Annotated in this window: 14 protein-coding genes and 4 tRNA genes; 2 read left to right on the top strand and 16 right to left on the bottom strand. The window is 64.7% G+C overall.

What is annotated here, in order from left to right; genetic code table 11:
* The first annotated feature begins 839 nt into the window (after nt 1-839).
* Nucleotides 840-1,958, top strand: coding sequence for a nitrilase-related carbon-nitrogen hydrolase (locus ACVWZ5_RS25215; protein WP_062573336.1), 1,119 nt, complete (start codon nt 840-842; stop codon nt 1,956-1,958).
* Nucleotides 1,959-1,962: 4 nt separating this feature from the next.
* Nucleotides 1,963-3,003, top strand: coding sequence for an AraC family transcriptional regulator (locus tag ACVWZ5_RS25210; protein WP_062573335.1), 1,041 nt, complete (start codon nt 1,963-1,965; stop codon nt 3,001-3,003).
* A 204-nt stretch (nt 3,004-3,207) separates the two neighbouring features.
* Here the strand turns inward: ACVWZ5_RS25210 and ACVWZ5_RS25205 are convergent, their stop codons facing one another.
* From ACVWZ5_RS25205 to ACVWZ5_RS25130, 16 genes are all read right to left on the bottom strand, one after another.
* Nucleotides 3,208-4,083, bottom strand: a complete 876-nt coding sequence (locus ACVWZ5_RS25205) for a DUF2242 domain-containing protein (protein WP_062573334.1) — start codon at nt 4,081-4,083, stop codon at nt 3,208-3,210.
* A 196-nt stretch (nt 4,084-4,279) separates the two neighbouring features.
* A tRNA-Asp gene (locus tag ACVWZ5_RS25200) sits at nt 4,280-4,356 on the bottom strand.
* Nucleotides 4,357-4,497: 141 nt separating this feature from the next.
* Nucleotides 4,498-4,574 (bottom strand) — tRNA-Asp (locus ACVWZ5_RS25195).
* A gap of 83 nt (nt 4,575-4,657) precedes the next feature.
* A tRNA-Asp gene (locus tag ACVWZ5_RS25190) sits at nt 4,658-4,734 on the bottom strand.
* A 79-nt stretch (nt 4,735-4,813) separates the two neighbouring features.
* Nucleotides 4,814-4,889: transfer RNA gene (locus ACVWZ5_RS25185), tRNA-Val, on the bottom strand.
* Between the two features lie 261 nt (nt 4,890-5,150).
* Nucleotides 5,151-5,924, bottom strand: a complete 774-nt coding sequence (locus ACVWZ5_RS25180) for an SDR family oxidoreductase (protein ID WP_050704775.1) — start codon at nt 5,922-5,924, stop codon at nt 5,151-5,153.
* A complete protein-coding gene (locus tag ACVWZ5_RS25175; protein ID WP_028690444.1) occupies nt 5,921-7,132 on the bottom strand; it encodes an O-succinylhomoserine sulfhydrylase in 1,212 nt (403 codons plus the stop codon). The genes ACVWZ5_RS25180 and ACVWZ5_RS25175 overlap by 4 nt, the downstream gene beginning before the upstream one ends.
* 15 nt (nt 7,133-7,147) lie before the next feature.
* Complete coding sequence (gene purF, locus ACVWZ5_RS25170) at nt 7,148-8,653, bottom strand: amidophosphoribosyltransferase (RefSeq protein WP_028690443.1); 1,506 nt, start codon at nt 8,651-8,653, stop codon at nt 7,148-7,150.
* 42 nt (nt 8,654-8,695) lie between these two features.
* On the bottom strand, nt 8,696-9,250 hold the full coding sequence (locus ACVWZ5_RS25165) for a CvpA family protein (RefSeq protein WP_050704773.1): 555 nt from the start codon (nt 9,248-9,250) through the stop codon (nt 8,696-8,698).
* 199 nt (nt 9,251-9,449) lie between these two features.
* Complete coding sequence (locus ACVWZ5_RS25160) at nt 9,450-10,121, bottom strand: SPOR domain-containing protein (protein ID WP_062573332.1); 672 nt, start codon at nt 10,119-10,121, stop codon at nt 9,450-9,452.
* Nucleotides 10,105-11,412: a bifunctional tetrahydrofolate synthase/dihydrofolate synthase gene (gene folC / locus ACVWZ5_RS25155; RefSeq protein ID WP_062573331.1), complete on the bottom strand. Its 1,308-nt coding sequence runs from the start codon at nt 11,410-11,412 to the stop codon at nt 10,105-10,107. The genes ACVWZ5_RS25160 and folC overlap by 17 nt, the downstream gene beginning before the upstream one ends.
* Nucleotides 11,412-12,305 carry an acetyl-CoA carboxylase, carboxyltransferase subunit beta gene (gene accD / locus ACVWZ5_RS25150; RefSeq protein ID WP_028690439.1) on the bottom strand — a complete coding sequence of 298 codons (894 nt, stop codon included), beginning with the start codon at nt 12,303-12,305 and terminating at the stop codon, nt 11,412-11,414. Before accD ends, folC begins: the two co-directional genes overlap by 1 nt.
* A gap of 207 nt (nt 12,306-12,512) precedes the next feature.
* Nucleotides 12,513-13,133 (bottom strand): phosphoribosylanthranilate isomerase, encoded by a 621-nt coding sequence (locus tag ACVWZ5_RS25145; protein ID WP_062573330.1) that lies wholly within the window; start codon nt 13,131-13,133, stop codon nt 12,513-12,515.
* Nucleotides 13,134-13,192: 59 nt separating this feature from the next.
* On the bottom strand, nt 13,193-14,047 hold the full coding sequence (gene truA, locus ACVWZ5_RS25140) for a tRNA pseudouridine(38-40) synthase TruA (RefSeq protein WP_023632367.1): 855 nt from the start codon (nt 14,045-14,047) through the stop codon (nt 13,193-13,195).
* A gap of 135 nt (nt 14,048-14,182) precedes the next feature.
* Nucleotides 14,183-16,813, bottom strand: a complete 2,631-nt coding sequence (locus tag ACVWZ5_RS25135) for a FimV/HubP family polar landmark protein (protein WP_336196490.1) — start codon at nt 16,811-16,813, stop codon at nt 14,183-14,185.
* A gap of 71 nt (nt 16,814-16,884) precedes the next feature.
* Complete coding sequence (locus tag ACVWZ5_RS25130) at nt 16,885-17,892, bottom strand: aspartate-semialdehyde dehydrogenase (RefSeq protein ID WP_301144003.1); 1,008 nt, start codon at nt 17,890-17,892, stop codon at nt 16,885-16,887.
* Between the last annotated feature and the right edge of the window lie 358 nt (nt 17,893-18,250).

Below are 18,250 nucleotides of genomic sequence, written 5' to 3'. Positions count from 1 at the left end.
TGAATTCTTCAGGGTAACGCTGACGACTCATGGCACCTCCTATTTGGGCCTCATTATGAGGCTTGGAGGTGTCTACGAAACCAGGGGCGATTCACAGATTGATTACATGCTTTTCGCCAGGCCACGTTGGCCAACGCGCTGTATTTTCCGTCACCCAATCGGGTGACGCTTTGTAAACCAGCCTTTTGCCAACATCCAATACGCCAGCAATCGGTCATCCGTGGGGATGTTCTCATCGCAAACTTTCCTTGTCTGCTCAGTGCGCCATTCCGGGGCAACGAAGATGGTCGTTTTATAGCACAAAAGAATTCGATGCATAGCCATCAAAGGAAAAAAAACAATATTTACATCACTGACATCATATCGCTACTACTGCTACCGATCGAAAATCAAGCACTTAGAAGTCTACAGGCATCTCGACAACAGACAGAAACTGAACAGCGTCCCGGGATGTTCTATCCATGCGCCATTCATACTCAGAAAGGAAAAATATCACCATATCAGATGCTCCTCACAAGCCATCACAACTCAATTAGTTGGATTCCGCGATACGCAATAACTTAATTGCGCACTTGTTAATGGCCTAGGAATATGCCCAACACTCATTTGGCATGATACTGTCAATCCACATGCATGACTATTCATACCCCTCCTGATCACCTCCACAGCGAATCGAAGCCCAATCTGCAAGAAGTTACAGACGATAAACAGCCTCACGTTCTGGCGTGCCAGGGATTTACAACCCCCACTACCCCCCGCCTCAAGACGCAAGCAGCTTCAATGTGGTAAAACGTCCCCTTAACGACTTCTTACCCCTTTCACGCCAAACGAATGAAGCCATGCGAAAACTGCTAGCCAGTGCCTGTACGCTGGTCCTCATTGCCACCCTTTGCGGCTACGGCTTCTGGACCTTGCAAAGGGCGGAAGGTCACTACCTGTCCGACCTGCGCATCGAACTTGTGCTCAATCAGGGCGTGCCCGGCCCGCATGGCAATTTGCTGGGCGTCGAGCCACTGCTTTACCCAGGCGACTATCAGAACCTGACGCGCTTGCATCGCAAGCTCTCGGCCTACCTCGAGCAGGCCCGCGACAAGGGCTTGGTCAATGCCAAGACCGTGGTGGTGTTGCCCGAGCACATCGGTACCTGGCTCTGGGCCCGAGGTGAAAAAAACGAGCTGTACCAGGCTACCCACCGCCGTGAGGCCTGGCAGTGGCTTGAGCTGAGCAATCCACTGCGCTACACCCTGGCGCTGCTTTCGGCCAGTGGCGATGATCGCCGCGGCGATGCGCACCTACGCATGAAAGCCACGCAGATGGCCAGCGATTATCAACAGCTGTTCGGTGGCCTGGCGCGGGAGTTCGGCGTCACCCTGGTTGCCGGCTCCATCGTTCTGCCCGCCCCCTACATCGAGAACGGCCAGTTGCGCACTGGCAACGGCCCGCTGTTCAACAGCAGCGTGGTCTTCGGCGGCGATGGCGCCGTGCTGGGGCAGCCGCAACACCAGCAGTACCCCGACAGTGAAACCCGGCGCTACATCCACGAGGGACATCAGTACCCCCTTCAGGTTGTGCAGACCCCCGCCGGCCGACTGGGCGTTCTGGTTGGCAGCGACAGTTGGTACCCTGCCAACCACCAGCAACTGGCCGTGCAGTCAGTACAATTGATCGCCAATCCTGTCTTCCTCAGTGGCCAGCATCGGTGGCAAGCGCCCTGGCGCGGCAACCGCCACCAGCCTGCGACAGCACAATTACCTCTGCAGCGCGGCCAGGTCAGCGAACAGACTGCCTGGCAGCAGCTGACCCAGGCTGCCAGCAACGGCACCAGCAGCATGAGCGTATTCATGCGCGGTCAGTTCTGGGAGCTCAGTGGTGGCGGCGAAGGTTTCGCCAACCAGGCCGGCACACTCTGGGCGAGTAGTGCCAGCCATGGCGCGCGCCTGCTGAACCTGTGGTTGTAACAGCGTGCCTCGCCCCCGCGTACGCCTGGGTGAACTGTCAGTAGGCTTCGTCCAGCCCCTGGCACAAGCCCTGGAAGAACTCGGCCACAACGCTCAGCCCCTGCTGTTGCGCTACGGACTCGATAGCGAGCGCCTCGCCGAACCAGGCGCGCGATTGTCGATTCCGCGTTACATGCATCTAGGCCACGCCGCCATAGCGATGAGCGACGATCCAGCTCTGGGCCTGCGCATCGGGCGCCTGAGTCAGCTGGCACAGGCAGGGCTTGCGGGGGTGACCGCTGCACAGGCCCCTACACTCGGCGCAGCGGCCCGCACCCTGCTGCGCTTCGAGCCGCTGTATGCCGCCAACTACCGGGGCCAGTCGAGCTTTCACGAAGACGCCCAGGGCGCCTGGCTGCGGTTCTACTCCATCAGCCCCTACAACGACTACAACCGCTTCGTGGTCGACTCGCTGCTCGCTGGCTGGCTGGCCCAGCTTGGCGCCCTGGCGGCCAGGCCGGTACAGGCCGAGCGCCTGGAAATCGAGTTCGATGCCCCCGCCTACGCCGCGCAGTACCAAAGCCTGTGCGCAGGCCCGGTGCATTTCGGCGGCACGGCCAACCAGCTGCGCCTGAGCCAGGCCACCCTGGCCCTGCCCAACCCGCAACACTGCCCCAGCACCTGGCAGCACCTGCTGCAGCTGTGCGAGGCGGAACTGGCCCAGCGCACCCGCGTGCGCAGCCTGGGCGAGCGCATCACCCACCTGCTGGGACCGCTGTTGAACGGTGGGCGCGAGCCGGATCTGGAAGAAGTGGCGCGGCACCTGCAGCTGCCGACCTGGACCTTGCGCCGCAAACTGGCCGAGGAAGGCACGCGCTTTCGCAACCTGCTCAACGACACGCGGCGCGACCTGGCCGAGACCTATATCCGCGACACGGAGCTGGCCTTCGGCGAGATCGCCTATCTGTTGGGGTTCGCCTCGGCCGAGGCCTTCCAGCGCGCATTCAAGCGCTGGACGGGGCTGACGCCCGGGGAGTTTCGCCGCCATCAGCGGCAGGTGGGTTAGAGTTCGGTGGCGTCGTCCGCCGGCTCCGGCAGGTCCAGTTCATAGGCCTGGAATTCGAGCAGTTCTTCCTGGTAATCGTCCATCTTTACGCCCCTTCATTCATCGTTCTTCAGTCATTGCGCCAACCTAAGCCAGCAAAATGACTGAATGATTACAACCCTATGAACGATAAACGTAGCAGGCACCCGGGAAGTTATCGACGCGTCAGAGTGGCGCGGGGACCTGCTCTGCGGCCGGCGCTTCCTGCTGCACCTGGATCGGAGTTGGCTCGACGGGCGGCGCGATGGGCTGCGAGCCCTTGCTGTCGTCCACAACCGGGGCCGCAGGGGCTTCGCTGGCCGGTACGGGAGCCGCTGGAGCGGCGACAGGCGCGGGCGCAGCGGCGGCGGCAACCGGAGTCGGTACCGGGGTCTCTGCCACGCTCTCGGCGACCGGCGCGGCAGACTGCGGCGCAGGTGCCAGGGCGGCGGGCGCGGGCTCCGGCAAGCCCAGGTCGGCGGCCGGTTTTTCCACCTTCGGCTCGGCGGCAGGTTCGGTCTTCTCCGGCTTCTTCGGCTTCGGCAGGTAGCTTTCCACCAGGGCGAAGTAGCGGTCGTAGAACTGCGCGGCGGTAACCGTCTCGCTGGCGACCTTGACCATGGAATCGTCGGTGGAGCCGATCGGCATCGACACCGAACCCAGCACACCCACGCCAAGGCTGGCGGAAGTATTGGATTTCTTCAGGGTGTAGCGGTCCTGCAGGGCGTTGGCGAACATGGTCGAGCGCTGCTTGTCGCTCATGTCCGGCACGCAGGTGATGTTGAAGCTGATCTGCAGGTGGTTCTCGGCGTTCTGCTGGAAGCTCTTGTTGCCGGCGACCTGATTGGCGTCGCTGCTGGTGATGATGTAGCCCTGGCTGAGCAGCGCGCGCCGCGCCGCCTCGCAGGAGCCCGCCTCGCTGGTGGCGAAACTGCGGGAGAAGGTGCCCGAGTCATCGAAGTTCTCGTGCTCGTAGACGGCGGCCTTTTTCGAGGAACAGCCGGACATACCCGCCAGCACGAGGGCCAGCCCGAGCGCGCCATAGACGGTTGATCTAGACATTGCCAATTCCGGGAAGAAACGAATGGGGCGTATTGTGCAACACATCGATCAGTGGCTGAAACCATTGATCAGTGAAGACTCTGTCAGCTTGGTGTAAATCCTTGCCCATGACTGTGCAAGACGCTGAAACGAAAAAAGCGACCCGAAGGTCGCTTTCTCGTTGCTTCGAAGTGTTCTAGGGACCTCGAGGCGAAGATGGCGCAGCGGACGGGACTCGAACCCGCGACCCCCGGCGTGACAGGCCGGTATTCTAACCGACTGAACTACCGCTGCGTATCGTTCGGGCTTGCGCCCGATTGAAACTGGGATCTGAGCTTTCAAGCGCTGTGGCGCGAAAGCCAGGCACAAAAAAAGCGACTTTGATATCGCCTTTTCTGTTTTGCCTTGAGCGTTCATGGGGCTCTTGGCAGAAGATGGCGCAGCGGACGGGACTCGAACCCGCGACCCCCGGCGTGACAGGCCGGTATTCTAACCGACTGAACTACCGCTGCGTATCGTTCAGGCTTGCGCCTGATTGAAACTGGGATCTGGCCTTGCGGCCTCAGACCGGTGCAAGCACCCATCTGGAGAAAAATGGCGCGGCGGACGGGACTCGAACCCGCGACCCCCGGCGTGACAGGCCGGTATTCTAACCGACTGAACTACCGCCGCGCATAGTTGGACTTGCATCCTGTTCCTCTCTGTCAGCGTGTTTCTTTCGAAACCACTGAACCAGGAACGCCTCAGGAAGTGGTGGGTGATGACGGGATCGAACCGCCGACCCTCTGCTTGTAAGGCAGATGCTCTCCCGGCTGAGCTAATCACCCCCGCGATGTTGCTTGCTGCGTTTGCTTCGCTGAGGCCGCGAAATTTACGCAGGTACCGATGCTAAGTCAATACCCCCATTGAAGTTTTTTTCAAAAAGGGCAAAAAAGCCGGTTGCTCTTGCCGACCTCATCGCGGGGCAGGCCCGCTCCTGCAACCAGATGCTCACAGCGTGGGAGCGGGCTTGCCCCGTGACAAGGCCGGCACAACCGACAAAAAAAGGGGCTATCGCCCCTTTCTCTTACATCTCAACAGGTTACAGCTCAGGTGTAGATCATCTTGCGGGTCATCCCACCATCAACCACGAACTCCTGGCCGGTAACGAACCCCGCCTGGCGCGACAGCAGCCACGCCACCAGCGCCGCCACGTCCTCGACCGTCCCTACCCTGCCCGTCGGATGCTGGGCATGGTCGGCCTCGGTCAAGGGCTCGGCGCGTCGCTGCGAAGGGTCACGGGCATCGATCCAGCCCGGGCTCACCGCATTGACGCGGATCTCCGGCCCCAGGCTCATGGCCAGGGCGTGGGTCAAGGCGACCAGGCCGCCCTTGCTGGCGGCATAGGCCTCGGTGTCCGGCTCGGACTGCCGGGCGCGGGTGGAGGTCAGGTTGACGATCGCACCGCCATGGGCGCGCAGGTAAGGTGCGCAATGCTTGGCCAGCAGCATCGGGCCATTGAGGTTGACTGCCAGCACCCGGTTCCATTGAGCCAGGGACAGGCTTTCCAGGGTCTGGTTGTGCGGATTGGCGATCGCCGCGTTGCACACCAGTGCATCCAGCCGACCGAACTGCCCGAGCACCTCGGACACCCCGGCACTGACCTGGGCCTCGTCGGCCACGTCCATGGTGATGAACCAGGCGTTGTCGCCCAGGGCCTTGGCAACCTTGGTGCCGCGCGGGCGATCCAGATCGCTGAGCACCACCTGCCACCCCTCGCAGATCAACCAGGCGGCGATGCCCAGGCCGATGCCGCGGGCGGCACCGGTCACCAGGGCTACCCGGCCGTTATGGCCGGGTTCGCCACCCTTCCAGTCGATCACAGCGCCGCCAGGCCGCGGGCCAGATCGGCTTGCAGGTCGGCCACGTCTTCCAGGCCGACCGCCACGCGCACCAGGCTGTCACGGATACCCGCCGCCTCGCGCTCCTGCGGCGTCAGACGTCCGTGGGAGGTGGTGGCCGGGTGGGCGATAGTGGTCTTGCTGTCGCCAAGGTTGGTGGTGATGGAGATCACCCGGGTGGCGTCGATGAAGCGCCAGGCGCCTTCCTTGCCACCCTTGACCTCGAAGCTGACCACCGCGCCGAAGCCGCTCATCTGGCGCTTGGCCAGTTCATGCTGCGGATGGCTCGGCAGGCCGGCATAGTGAACCTTCTCGATGCCGTCCTGCTGCTCGAGCCACTCAGCCAGCGCCTGGGCGCTCTCGCAGTGGGCGCGCATGCGCAGCTTGAGGGTCTCCAGGCCCTTGGTGAAGACCCAGGCGTTGAACGGGCTGAGGGTCGGGCCGGCGGTGCGCAGGAAGCCCACCACTTCCTTCATCTGCTCGCTGCGCCCGGCCACCACGCCGCCCATGCAACGGCCCTGGCCGTCGATGAACTTGGTCGCCGAATGGAACACGATGTCGGCGCCGAGCTTGAGCGGTTGCTGCAAGGCCGGAGTGCTGAAGCAGTTGTCCACCACCAGCATGGCGCCACGGGCATGGGCGATCTCGGCCAGGGCGGTGATGTCCACCAGCTCGGCCAGCGGGTTGGACGGCGACTCGACGACCAGCAGCTTGGTGTTGGCCTTGATGGCCTTTTCCCAGCCGTTCAGGTCGACCAGCGGCACGTAGTCCACTTGCACGCCGAAGCGCTTGAAGTACTTCTCGAACAGGCTGATGGTCGAGCCGAACACGCTCTGCGACACCAGCACATGGTCGCCAGCGCTGCACAGCGACATGACCACGGCGAGGATCGCCGCCATGCCGGTGGAGGTGGCCACGGCCTGCTCGGCGCCTTCCATCGCCGCCAGGCGCTCCTCGAAGGCGCGCACGGTCGGGTTGGTGTATCGCGAATAGACGTTGCCCGGTGTTTCGCCGGCAAAGCGCGCAGCGGCGTCGGCGGCCGTGCGGAAGACATAGCTGGAGGTCAGGAACAGCGCTTCGCTGTGCTCGGCCTCCGGTGTACGGTTCTGACCGGCGCGCACCGCCAGGGTGTCGAAGCCGACACCCTCGAGGTCACTGTCCAGTCGACCGGCATCCCATTGATCGGTCATGCCGTCGCTCCCAAATCAGTTGTTGTACAGGTCGATGATCGCGCTGACCGCCTGGTTCTTCACCTTGGCCAGGTCATTACGGGCCTGCTCGATGCGATCGAGGTAGGCTTCGTCGATATCGCCGGTGACATACTCACCGTTGAACACCGCGCAATCGAAATGCTCGATCTTGATCTTGCCGCCACCAACCGATTCGATCAGGTCCGGGAGGTCCTGGTAGATCAGCCAGTCGGCGCCGATCAACTCGGCCACCTGCTCGGTGGTACGGTTGTGGGCGATCAGTTCGTGAGCGCTCGGCATGTCGATGCCGTAGACGTTGGGGTAGCGCACCGCGGGGGCCGCGGAGCAGAAGTAGACGTTCTTGGCGCCGGCTTCGCGGGCCATCTGGATGATCTGCTTGCAGGTGGTGCCGCGCACGATCGAGTCGTCCACCAGCATCACGTTCTTGCCGCGGAACTCCAGCTCGATGGCGTTGAGCTTCTGGCGTACCGATTTCTTGCGCGCGGCCTGGCCGGGCATGATGAAGGTCCGGCCGATGTAGCGGTTCTTGACGAAGCCTTCGCGGAACTTGACGCCCAGGTGGTTGGCCAGCTCCAGCGCCGCGGTGCGGCTGGTGTCGGGGATCGGGATGACCACGTCGATGTCGTGGTCCGGACGCTCGCGCTGGATCTTCTCTGCCAGCTTCTCGCCCATGCGCAGGCGCGCCTTGTACACCGAGACGCCGTCCATGATCGAATCCGGACGGGCCAGGTAGACATGCTCGAAGATGCACGGCTGCAGTTTCGGGCTCTCGGCGCACTGCTTGGTGAACAGCTGGCCACCTTCGGTGATGTACACCGCCTCGCCCGGCGCCAGGTCGCGGATCAGGGTGAAACCGAGCACGTCCAGGGCCACGCTTTCCGAGGCGATCATGTACTCGACGCCTTCGTCGGTGTGACGCTGGCCAAACACCACCGGGCGGATGCCGTTGGGGTCGCGGAAACCGACGATGCCATAACCGGTGATCATCGCCACCACCGCGTAACCACCGACGCAGCGGCTGTGCACATGAGAAACCGCGGCGAACACGTCTTCCTCGGTCGGCTGCAGCTTGCCGCGCACCGCCAGTTCATGGGCAAACACGTTCAGCAGCACTTCGGAGTCGGAGTTGGTGTTGACGTGACGCAGGTCGGACTCGTAGATCTCCTTGGCCAACTGCTCGACGTTGGTCAGGTTGCCGTTGTGCGCCAGGGTGATGCCGTACGGCGAGTTGACGTAGAACGGCTGGGCCTCGGCCGAGGTGGAGCTGCCGGCGGTCGGGTAACGCACGTGACCGATGCCGATACTGCCGACCAGGCGCTGCATGTGGCGCTGCTGGAAGACGTCGCGCACCAGGCCGTTATCCTTGCGCAGGAACAACCGGCCGTCATGGCTGGTCACGATACCGGCAGCGTCCTGGCCGCGGTGCTGGAGGACCGTAAGCGCGTCATACAGCGCCTGATTGACGTTCGACTTACCGACGATACCGACGATGCCACACATGCGACGCAACCCCTACTTTGATGAAACTTGAGTGAAGAGCGCTCAGGGCTTGGTCGGCCCGAGCAACTGCTCCTTGAACGGAAGGTCAACGGGTGCGCTGACCCCACTGGACATCCACTGGCCACTGAACCCGAGAATGAGGTTCTTCGACCAGTCGGCTACCAATAGAAATTGTGGTATCAGGCGTGATTCCTGCCACCACGGATCCTGTTGCACCGGCCCCAGGCTCAGCAGCCCGACCGCCACCACCACCAGCAGGCCCCCGCGCGCGGCGCCGAAGGCCATGCCAAGGAAGCGATCGGTGCCGGACAACCCGGTCACGCGGATCAGTTCGCCGATGAGGAAATTGAGCATCGCCCCGACCAGCAGCGTGGCGACGAAAAGAATCGCACAGCCGGCAATGACCCGTGCAGAAGGCATCTGGATATAGCTTTCAAGATACTGCGCAAGCGAGCCGCCGAACATCCAGGCCACCGCACCGGCGACAATCCAGATGAGCAGGGACAAGGCTTCCTTGACGAAGCCGCGCTTGAGACTGATCAGTGATGAAATGACGACGATCGCAATGATCGCCCAATCAACCCAGGTAAATGCCACGGTGTTGCCTGCCGACGTTTGAGGCGGCGCATTTTACCAGAGCCAGGGGCTTGGAGTAAGCGGAATGTCAGGCGTTTGAAGGGCTGCGGGCTGACTCTGGGGACAGCTTTGCGCGCTAGAAAAGCCGTCGCGGGGCAATCCTACGCTGCAAAATCCTACGCGGTCCTACAGGGACCGCGCACGACTTCAGCGTTCGGACTCAGCCACGCTCCGGCTGGAAGCGCACCACGATGCCTTTGAGGTTCTGCTGGCGATTGATCACATCACGCAGGCGCTCGGCCTCGGCACGCTCGATCAGCGGCCCGACGAACACCCGGTTCATGCCGTCCGCCGAACGGATATAGGCGTTGTAGCCCTGGCTGCGCAGGGTCTTCTGCAGGTTCTCGGCACCAGCCCGGTTGGACAGGCTGGCCAACTGGATCGACCAGCTCACCGGCAGGCCGTTGGCATCGATCTTCGACGGCGCGGCTGGTTTGGCGGCAGGAGCGGCGGGCGCAGGCGCCGGACGCGCCTCCACCTTGGCCACCGGCGGCGTCGGCACCGGCGTCTGTGGCTTGGGCTGCGCGGGCGGCGCCACGGTCACTACCGGCGCGATGGGCTGGCTCGGCGCCGTCACCGGCGCCGTGGACTCGTCGACCACCACCGGCGGCTGCTCGTTCTGCTCCGGCAACGCCTGAGGTTCTGGCACCTGGACTGGCTCCACCTGAACCTGGGGCAGGCTGGGCATGGCCGGTGCCTCCGGCGCCTCGACACGTACCTGGCGCAGCTCGTCCTCGCGAGTGAACAACATCGGCAGGAAGATCACCGCCAGCGCCACCAGCACCAGCGCACCGACCATGCGCTGCTTCATCCCTTTATCCAGCACTGCCATCTACTCCATCCTCGGGGACCTGCCGCTCGAGCCAGGCCAGGGCCTCGCCGACGCAGAAAAACGAACCGAACAGCAGGATCTGGTCATCCGCCGTCGCCTGGGCGCACTGCCCTTCGAGGGCAGCCGCGACACTGGCGTAAGACTTCACCGTCGCACCGAGGTTCGTCAAGGCATCCGCCAGCTCTGCGGCAGGGCGACTGCGCGGCGTGTCCAGCGGCGCCACCGCCCAATCGGCGACCTGGTCGCGCAGCGGCGCGAGCACACCGGCCAGGTCCTTGTCGGCCAACAGGCCGAACACCGCCAGGCGCCGCCCCTTCACCGGGCGCGCCGCCAGGCGGCGGGCCAGGTACTCGGCAGCGTGCGGGTTGTGACCGACATCCAGCAGCAGCTCCACGCGCTTGCCACGCAGCAGCAGCTCGCGCCGGTCGAGACGACCGGTGATACGCGTATCCAGCAAGGCCTGGCCAACCGTGCCAGCATCCCACGGCAGGCCCATCAGCAGGAAAGCCTGCAAGGCCAGGGCGGCATTCTCCATGGGCAGGTCTAGCAACGGCAGGTCGCGCAACTCCACAGGCGAACCGTCGAGCTGGCGACCACGCCAATGCCAGTGTTCGGCACTGCTATCCAGGTCAAAATCACGTCCGCGCAGGAAGAACGGGCAACCCAACTCGCGTACCTTGTCCAGCAAAGGCTGTGGTGGATCCAGGTCACCGCACAGCGCAGGCTTGCCCTGACGGAAGATCCCCGCTTTCTCGTAGGCCACCGACTCGCGGCTATCGCCCAGGTAGTCGACATGGTCGACACCGATACTGGTGACCAGCGATACGTCGGCATCCACCAGGTTGACCGCGTCCAGCCGACCACCCAGGCCGACCTCGAGCACCACCGCGTCCAGCGCGGACTGCTTGAACAACCAGAACGCCGCCAAGGTGCCCATTTCGAAATAGGTCAGCGAGATTTCGCCGCGTGCCGCTTCCACCGCAGCGAACGCCTCACACAGGCGCTCATCGCTGGCCTCGCGGCCTTCGATCAGCACCCGTTCGTTGTAACGCAGCAGGTGCGGCGAACTGTACACCCCGACCTTGAGCCCCTGGGCGCGCAGCAACGCGGCCACGAAGGCGCAGGTCGAGCCCTTGCCATTGGTGCCGGTCACCGTCACCACCCGCGGCGCCAGCTTGCCCAGCCCCAGGCGCGCCAGCACCTGTTGCGAGCGCTCCAGGCCCATGTCGATGGCCGAGGGGTGCAATTGTTCGAGGTAGGCGAGCCAGTCGCCCAGGCTGCGCTGGTTCATCACGCGACCGCGGCGACCTCTTTGGCCGCTTCCGGAGTCGGCTGGCCGGTCATCTGCGCCAGCAGGCGAGCCAGGCGCGGACGCAGCTCGTCACGGGAGATAATCAGGTCGATGGCGCCGTGCTCCAGCAGGAACTCGCTGCGCTGGAAGCCTTCGGGCAGTTTCTCGCGCACGGTCTGCTCGATCACGCGCGGGCCGGCGAAGCCGATCAGCGCCTTCGGTTCGCCGACGATCACGTCGCCGAGCATCGCCAGGCTGGCCGAAACGCCGCCGTAGACCGGGTCGGTCAGTACCGAGATGAACGGAATGCCTTCTTCGCGCAGGCGCGCCAGCACGGCGGAGGTCTTGGCCATCTGCATCAGCGAAATCAGCGCTTCCTGCATGCGCGCGCCGCCGGAAGCGGAGAAGCAGACCATCGGGCAGCGGTTTTCCAGGGCGTAGTTGGCGGCGCGCACGAAACGCTCACCGACGATGGCACCCATGGAGCCGCCCATGAAGGAGAACTCGAAGGCACTGACCACGATCGGCATGCCCATCAGGGTGCCGCTCATGGAGATCAGCGCGTCCTTCTCGCCGGTCTGCTTCTGCGCGGCGGTCAGGCGGTCCTTGTACTTCTTGCCGTCACGGAACTTCAGGCGGTCGACCGGTTCCAGGTCGGCGCCCAGCTCGGCACGGCCTTCTGGATCGAGGAAGATATCGATGCGCGCGCGGGCGCCGATACGCATGTGGTGGTTGCACTTAGGGCAGACGTCGAGGGTCTTTTCCAGCTCCGGGCGATACAGCACGGCTTCGCAGGACGGGCACTTGTGCCACAGCCCTTCCGGCACCGAGCTCTTCTTCACCTCGGAACGCATGATCGATGGGATCAGTTTGTCTACCAACCAGTTGCTCATGCTTGCTTTCTCCAGTATTGGCCGGGGAGACCTGCGCGGCCCCGCCCTGCCCTTGAGCTCAAATTCTTCTGTAAAGCGACGATGGACCGGCTACAACCGCCCCACCTCCAATTCTTCCCCGGCATGCCCCGCGCTCTGGCGCGGCCTGGCAGCACCGGGCTGCGAAAGCTATGGACGATGGCGCGCGGCCAGCCGTCACATCCGCGTTCACGCCTGCTTCACCGCCTGCATGAAGGCGTCGATCTTTGCCGCATCCTTTATGCCCTTGGCCTGCTCCACGCCGCCACTGACATCCACCGCGTACGGGCGCACCTGGCGAATGGCCTCGGCGACGTTGTCGGCCGACAGGCCACCGGCAAGGATGATCGGCTTGCTCAGGCGCTGCGGAATCAGTGACCAGTCGAAGGCCTCACCGGTTCCTCCCGGCACGCCCGGCACATAGGCATCCAGCAGGATGCCGCGGGCGCCGGCGTAGTGCTGGCAGGCGGCCTCCAGGTCATCCCCCGGGCGCACCCGCAGGGCCTTGATCCAGGGGCGGTGGTAGCCCTCGCAATCGGCCGGGGTTTCATCGCCGTGGAACTGTAGCAGGTCCAGGGAAACCACTTCGAGGATCTCGTTGAGCTCACAGCGCGAGGCGTTGACGAACAACCCCACGGTGGTCACGAACGGCGGTAGCGCGTCGATGATCGCCCGCGCCTGGCGCACGTCCACCGCCCGCGGGCTTTTCGCATAGAAGACGAAACCGAGGGCGTCGGCGCCGGCCTCGACCGCGGCCAGGGCGTCCTCGATACGGGTAATCCCGCAGATCTTGCTGCGAACGTTGCTCATGGACGGCGAACCTTGGGTGATCGGGAAAGCGTCGATGGTAGCAAATGCCCCGTGCCCCGTCAGTCCGCCAGCGCCTCGTAGCCGGTAAGAAAGTGTGGGCCGATGTAACGCTGCGGCAACGCGTATTCTTCCGGATACTCCACCTGCACCAGGTAGAGGCCGTATGGGTGCGCGGTCACCCCGCCGTCACGGCGGTTGCGCCCTTCCAGCACCTCGCGGGCCCACTCCACCGGACGCTCGCCGGCGCCGATGGTCATCAGCACGCCGGCGATGTTGCGCACCATGTGGTGCAGGAACGCGGTGGCGCGCACGTCCAGCACGATCATCCGCCCATGGCGGGTCACGCGCAGGTGGTGGATATGCTTGATCGGCGACTTGGCCTGGCACTGGCTGGCGCGGAAGGCGCTGAAATCATGGGTACCCAGCAGATACTGCGCGGCCTCGGCCATGCGCTCGACGTCCAGCGGGCGGTGGTTCCAGGTCACTTCCTCGGCCAGGTGCGCCGGGCGGATCGGATCGTTGTAGATGACGTAGCGATAGCGCCGCGCGGTGGCCTTGAAGCGGGCATGGAAGTGCGCGGGCATGGGCGCCGACCAGACCACGCTGATGTCGTGGGGCAGGTTGAAATTGGTGCCCAGGGTCCAGGCGCGCTCGTCGCGCACGGCGCGGGTGTCGAAATGCACGATCTGCCCGCAGCCATGGACGCCGGCATCGGTACGCCCGGCGCAGATCACCGAGATCGGCTCGTTGGCCACCGTCGACAGCGCCTGCTCCAGGGCCTGCTGGACACTGGGCACGCCACTGGCCTGGCGTTGCCAGCCGCGGTAGCGCGAGCCTTTGTATTCCACGCCCAGGGCGATGCGGGTGTAGCCTTCGGCGGCCGACTCGGCGGCGGCGGTGTCGATGATGTCCAAGAGCGGCAAACCTGATGCTGAAACGAAAGACAGGAGTATACCGGCAAACCGCGCGGGGGCCGAAATGATCGCGGGGCAAGCCCGCTCCCACGTGTGCTGTGGGAGTGGGCTTGCCCCGCGCTGTGCTACGTCGCCTCAGACCAGGCGCGAGAGCATCTCGTTGGCTTCCTGGCGCTGACTGTCGTCGCCGTCCTTGACCACTTCGTCGAGGATGTCACGGGCGCCCTGATGGTCACCCATGTCGATGTAGGCGCGAGCCAGGTCGAGCTTGGTGGCCACCTCGTCAGCGCCGGAGAAGAAATCGAAGTCCAGGTCGTCCAGCGGCTCGGGCTCCAGCGCCGCGTCCTCGGCGGTGAACCGCGGCTCTGGCGCCGCTGCCGGGACATCGAGGTTCTGCGACAGCTTGTCGAGCTCGGCGTTGACGTCGTCCAGTTCCGAGGCGAAGTTCTTGGCCGCCGGCGAGTCATCGTCCAGCGACAGCGACAGGTCGAAGTCCTCGGGCAGTTCCAGCTCGGAGATCGGGTCGAACTCCGGAATGGCCTCGAAGGCCGCCAGTTCGGCCGCCACGTCCACCGGGGCTTCCTCGCTGCTGGTCGGGGCCACCGGTTCTTCGGCGACATCCAGGTCGAACTCGGCCAGGTCGTCGACATTCTGCGGCGTCGCCTGGGCCTGAGCGAGCAATGCCTCGAAGTCGTCGTCGGCATCGGTTTCGGCGATGGCAGGCACAGGCTCGGCCTGAACCTCGGGCGCCTCGGCAGCCAGGTCCTCGAGACCGGCCAGGTCCAGGTGATCATCTACCGGCAGGTCATCACCCAGGCTCAGGTCGAAGGCGCTGTCCAGGTCGGTCTCGTCGACCACAGGCTCAGGCTCGGCCGCCACGACCGGCTCCACGACGAGTTCCGGCGCGCTTTCGCCCAGCTCCAGCGCCTTGTCCTGCAGCAGGTCCTGGACATACTGCTCGTCCAGCTCGGCGGCCAGGGCAGCTGCACCGGCGGCGCCTGCCGCCACCGCCGCGACACCCAGCATGGCTGGGAAGCGCTCCTTGAGCGCGGCGACCTCGGCCTGGTTCGCGTCATTGACCGCCAACTTGCGTTCCTGACCGGCGAAAGCATCCTGGTCGCCCTGACGGGCATAGACTTCCATCAGCTTCAGGCGCAGGTCGCTGCGCTGCGGTTCGGAGGCCACCGCCGCTTCAAGCAGGTCGGCGGCATGATTCAGACGGCCACGGGCCAGGCTGTCGTCCACCTCGGCCAGCAGCGCTGCACGCGGATCGACCGCCGGCGCAGCGGCTTCGACGGGGGCCGCAGGCTTTTCCGCGGCAACGGCCGCAGCAGCCGAGGCCGCCACCACCGCTGGCGACAGGGTCACGGTCGGCGCCGACACGTCGAGACCTTCGAAGCTGCTGGGCGGCAGCTCCAGGTCAGGGCCACGCTCGCTGTCTTCGGCCAGGGCGCGCGCCATGCGCAGGTGCTTTTCGGCTTCCTGCTGGGCCTTGCGCTTGCGCGCCAGGAGCAGCAGCAACAACAGCAGGACCAGGAACGCGGAACCGGCGATCAGGCCCAGCAGCAGCGGATTGCCCAACAACTGGTCGAGCATGCCGGGCTCTTCGCTGGCCGGTGCTTCGGCGGCCACATCCTGCGGCGCGGTGTCGGCGGCGGCGGGCGCCGGAGCGACCACCGGCTCGGCCGGAGTCAGCTGGGCGTTCACCGCCGGTGGCGCCGGCTCGCCCGGCAGCGCGCCGGCCGGCGGCTGCGGTGCCGCGGCGCCCTGGGCCTCCAGGCGCGCCAGTTGGTCGTTCTTCAGCTCGATCAGACGCTGCAGCTTGTCCAGCTGGCTCTGCAAGTCGACCATGCGGCTCTTGAGCTCTTCGTTGTCGCGACGGCTGGTGTCGAGGCTTTCCTGGGCCACGGCCAACTTATCGCCCAGTGCCTTGGCCTCACCGGCTGCGCCCTTGCCGCCCGGCGCCACCAGGCGCAGGTTGTCGCCCTGGGCGATGCGTGCCGGCGCGGCGCCGGCCTCGCCACGGCGGGTGGCGTCCAGCTGCCGTGCACGCGGGCCGAGGCGACGGCCTTCGCGCCAGGCGGCGTACTGCTCGGCCACCTCACGGTTGGCCTGGGCCTGGGGAATGCTCTGCACCTGCTGCTGATCGGGCAGGCGCAGGACCTGGCCGATCTTGAGCTGGTTGATGTTGTTGCCGATGAAGGCATCCGGGTTCAGCGCCTGGATCGCCAGCATGGTCTGCTGGATCGAGCCGCCGTTGCTGTTGCGCGCGGCGATCTGCCAGAGGGTGTCGCGGCGCTTGGTGGTGTAGCTGCCCGCGCTGACCGCCGGGTTGATATTGGCCTGGGTCGGCTGGCTACCCTGGGCCTGGGCCTGGTCGAGCAACACGCTGTAGTCGCGCAGCAGACGGCCCTGGGGCCACATGACCTGGACCAGGAACTTGACCACCGGCTCCGGCAACGCCTTGCTGGAGGTGACCCGCAGCACGCTCTTGCCGTTGGGGTTGATCACCGGCGTGAACGCGAGGTCTTCGAGGTACGGCGGGAAGGCCACCCCGGCCTTGGCGAACTCTTCCGGCGACGCCAGGCTGGGCGCCATCTGCGCCGCGGTGAGGTCACGCACATCGAGCAGTTCGATCTCGGCATCCAGCGGCTGGTTCTGCGCCGACTTGAGGGTCAGCTCGCCCAACCCCAGAGCGTTCGCCACGCCGGACGACAGCGCCGAGGCTGCAGCGATGGCCAGAACCAGTTTGCGAATTCGAAGCATGAACTCTTCCCTTGTATGAAGCGTCCCGAAAACCTTTGCGCGGTTCAGGACAAAATTGCTCGCAGTATCTTTTACGCCATGTGTTTTATCAACAATTGTGCCGCCTGCACGGCATTCAGCGCCGCGCCCTTGCGCACATTGTCGGTGGTCAGCCACAGATTCAGCTGCTGGTCTTCATCGACACCATGGCGTACACGACCAACATAGACCACGTCCTGGCCCACTGCGTCCCCCACTGGTGTCGGATAATCGCCCGCTTCGACCAGTTCGATACCGTCGGCGGCTTCCAGCGCGGCGCTGACGGCCGCCAGATCGACCGGATTACGGCTTTGCACGGCGACACTGAAGCTATCGCCGAAAAACACCGGGACTTGAATGCAGGTCACGGAAATCTTCAGCTGTGGCAGGTCGAGCACCTGGCGCAGCTCGCCCACCAGGCGGCGCTCCACGGCCGTGTGGCCCTGTTCATCGGGGGTGCCTACCTGGGGCAGCAGGTTGAAGGCGACCTGGCGATCGAAGAAGCGCGGCTCCAGCGGGCGCGCGTTGAGCAGCTCGGCGGTCTGCCGGGCGAGCTCGCTGACGGCCTCCCTGCCCTGCTCCGAAACCGCGAGGCAGGCATTGACCTGCACGCGCTCGATATCGAGCAGTCCCTTGAGCGGCGCCAGCGCCACGGCCAAGGCAACCGCGCCGGCGCTCGGGCTGGTGATCAGTGCGGGCCGAGCGAGTTCGGCGATGCGCTCGCCATTGGCTTCCGGAACCAGCACGGTGGCGCCGTCCAGGGCGCCGGACAGGTCGATCACCGCGCAACCGGCGGCGATGGCCTTGGGCGCGAAGCTGCGGCTCACGGCGGGGCTGGCGGCGAAGAACACCAGTTGCGCCTGGCTGAAGTCGAAGCTGTCCACTTCGCGGACTTTCAGCTTCTTGCCGGCGAACATGACGCTGCTGCCGGCGGATTCCATGCTGGCCAGCAGGTGCAGGGTGGAGACCGGGAAGGCCACTTCCTCGAGGATCTGGACGAGGGATTCACCGACGGTGCCGGTGGCGCCGACTACGGCGATGTCTAGGGCGGGGGTGGTCATGGGATCGGTTCCTTTCTGCGGGGTACGGCGGGGGAGCGGCACTTTACTTGGATTGTGGGGTGGGAGGTAGGTTCGGGTTCGGGTTCGGGTTCGGGTTCGGGTTCGGGTTCGGGTTCAAGAGTGTGGGTTTTGATTTTTTTATGCGCATTCATTGGCGATGTCGACGCATTATCACCCTTCCGCCCTTACGGCGGCCTACTTTTCTCGTGGGAAAAGTAGGCAAAACCGTTCGGCTCCGTTCATACGGCCCCTACGCTTCGCTTCGGGGTTCCCTCGCTCCGTTCTTGCTCCCGGGAGGACCGCGCTGAACGCCCCATCCTGGGGCGCAGCGCTTGACGGCCATCCATGGCCGTCACCT

It is taken from the genome of Pseudomonas sp. TE6283 (genome assembly GCF_054060555.1).
This window is presented reverse-complemented; position numbering and strand designations above follow the sequence as displayed.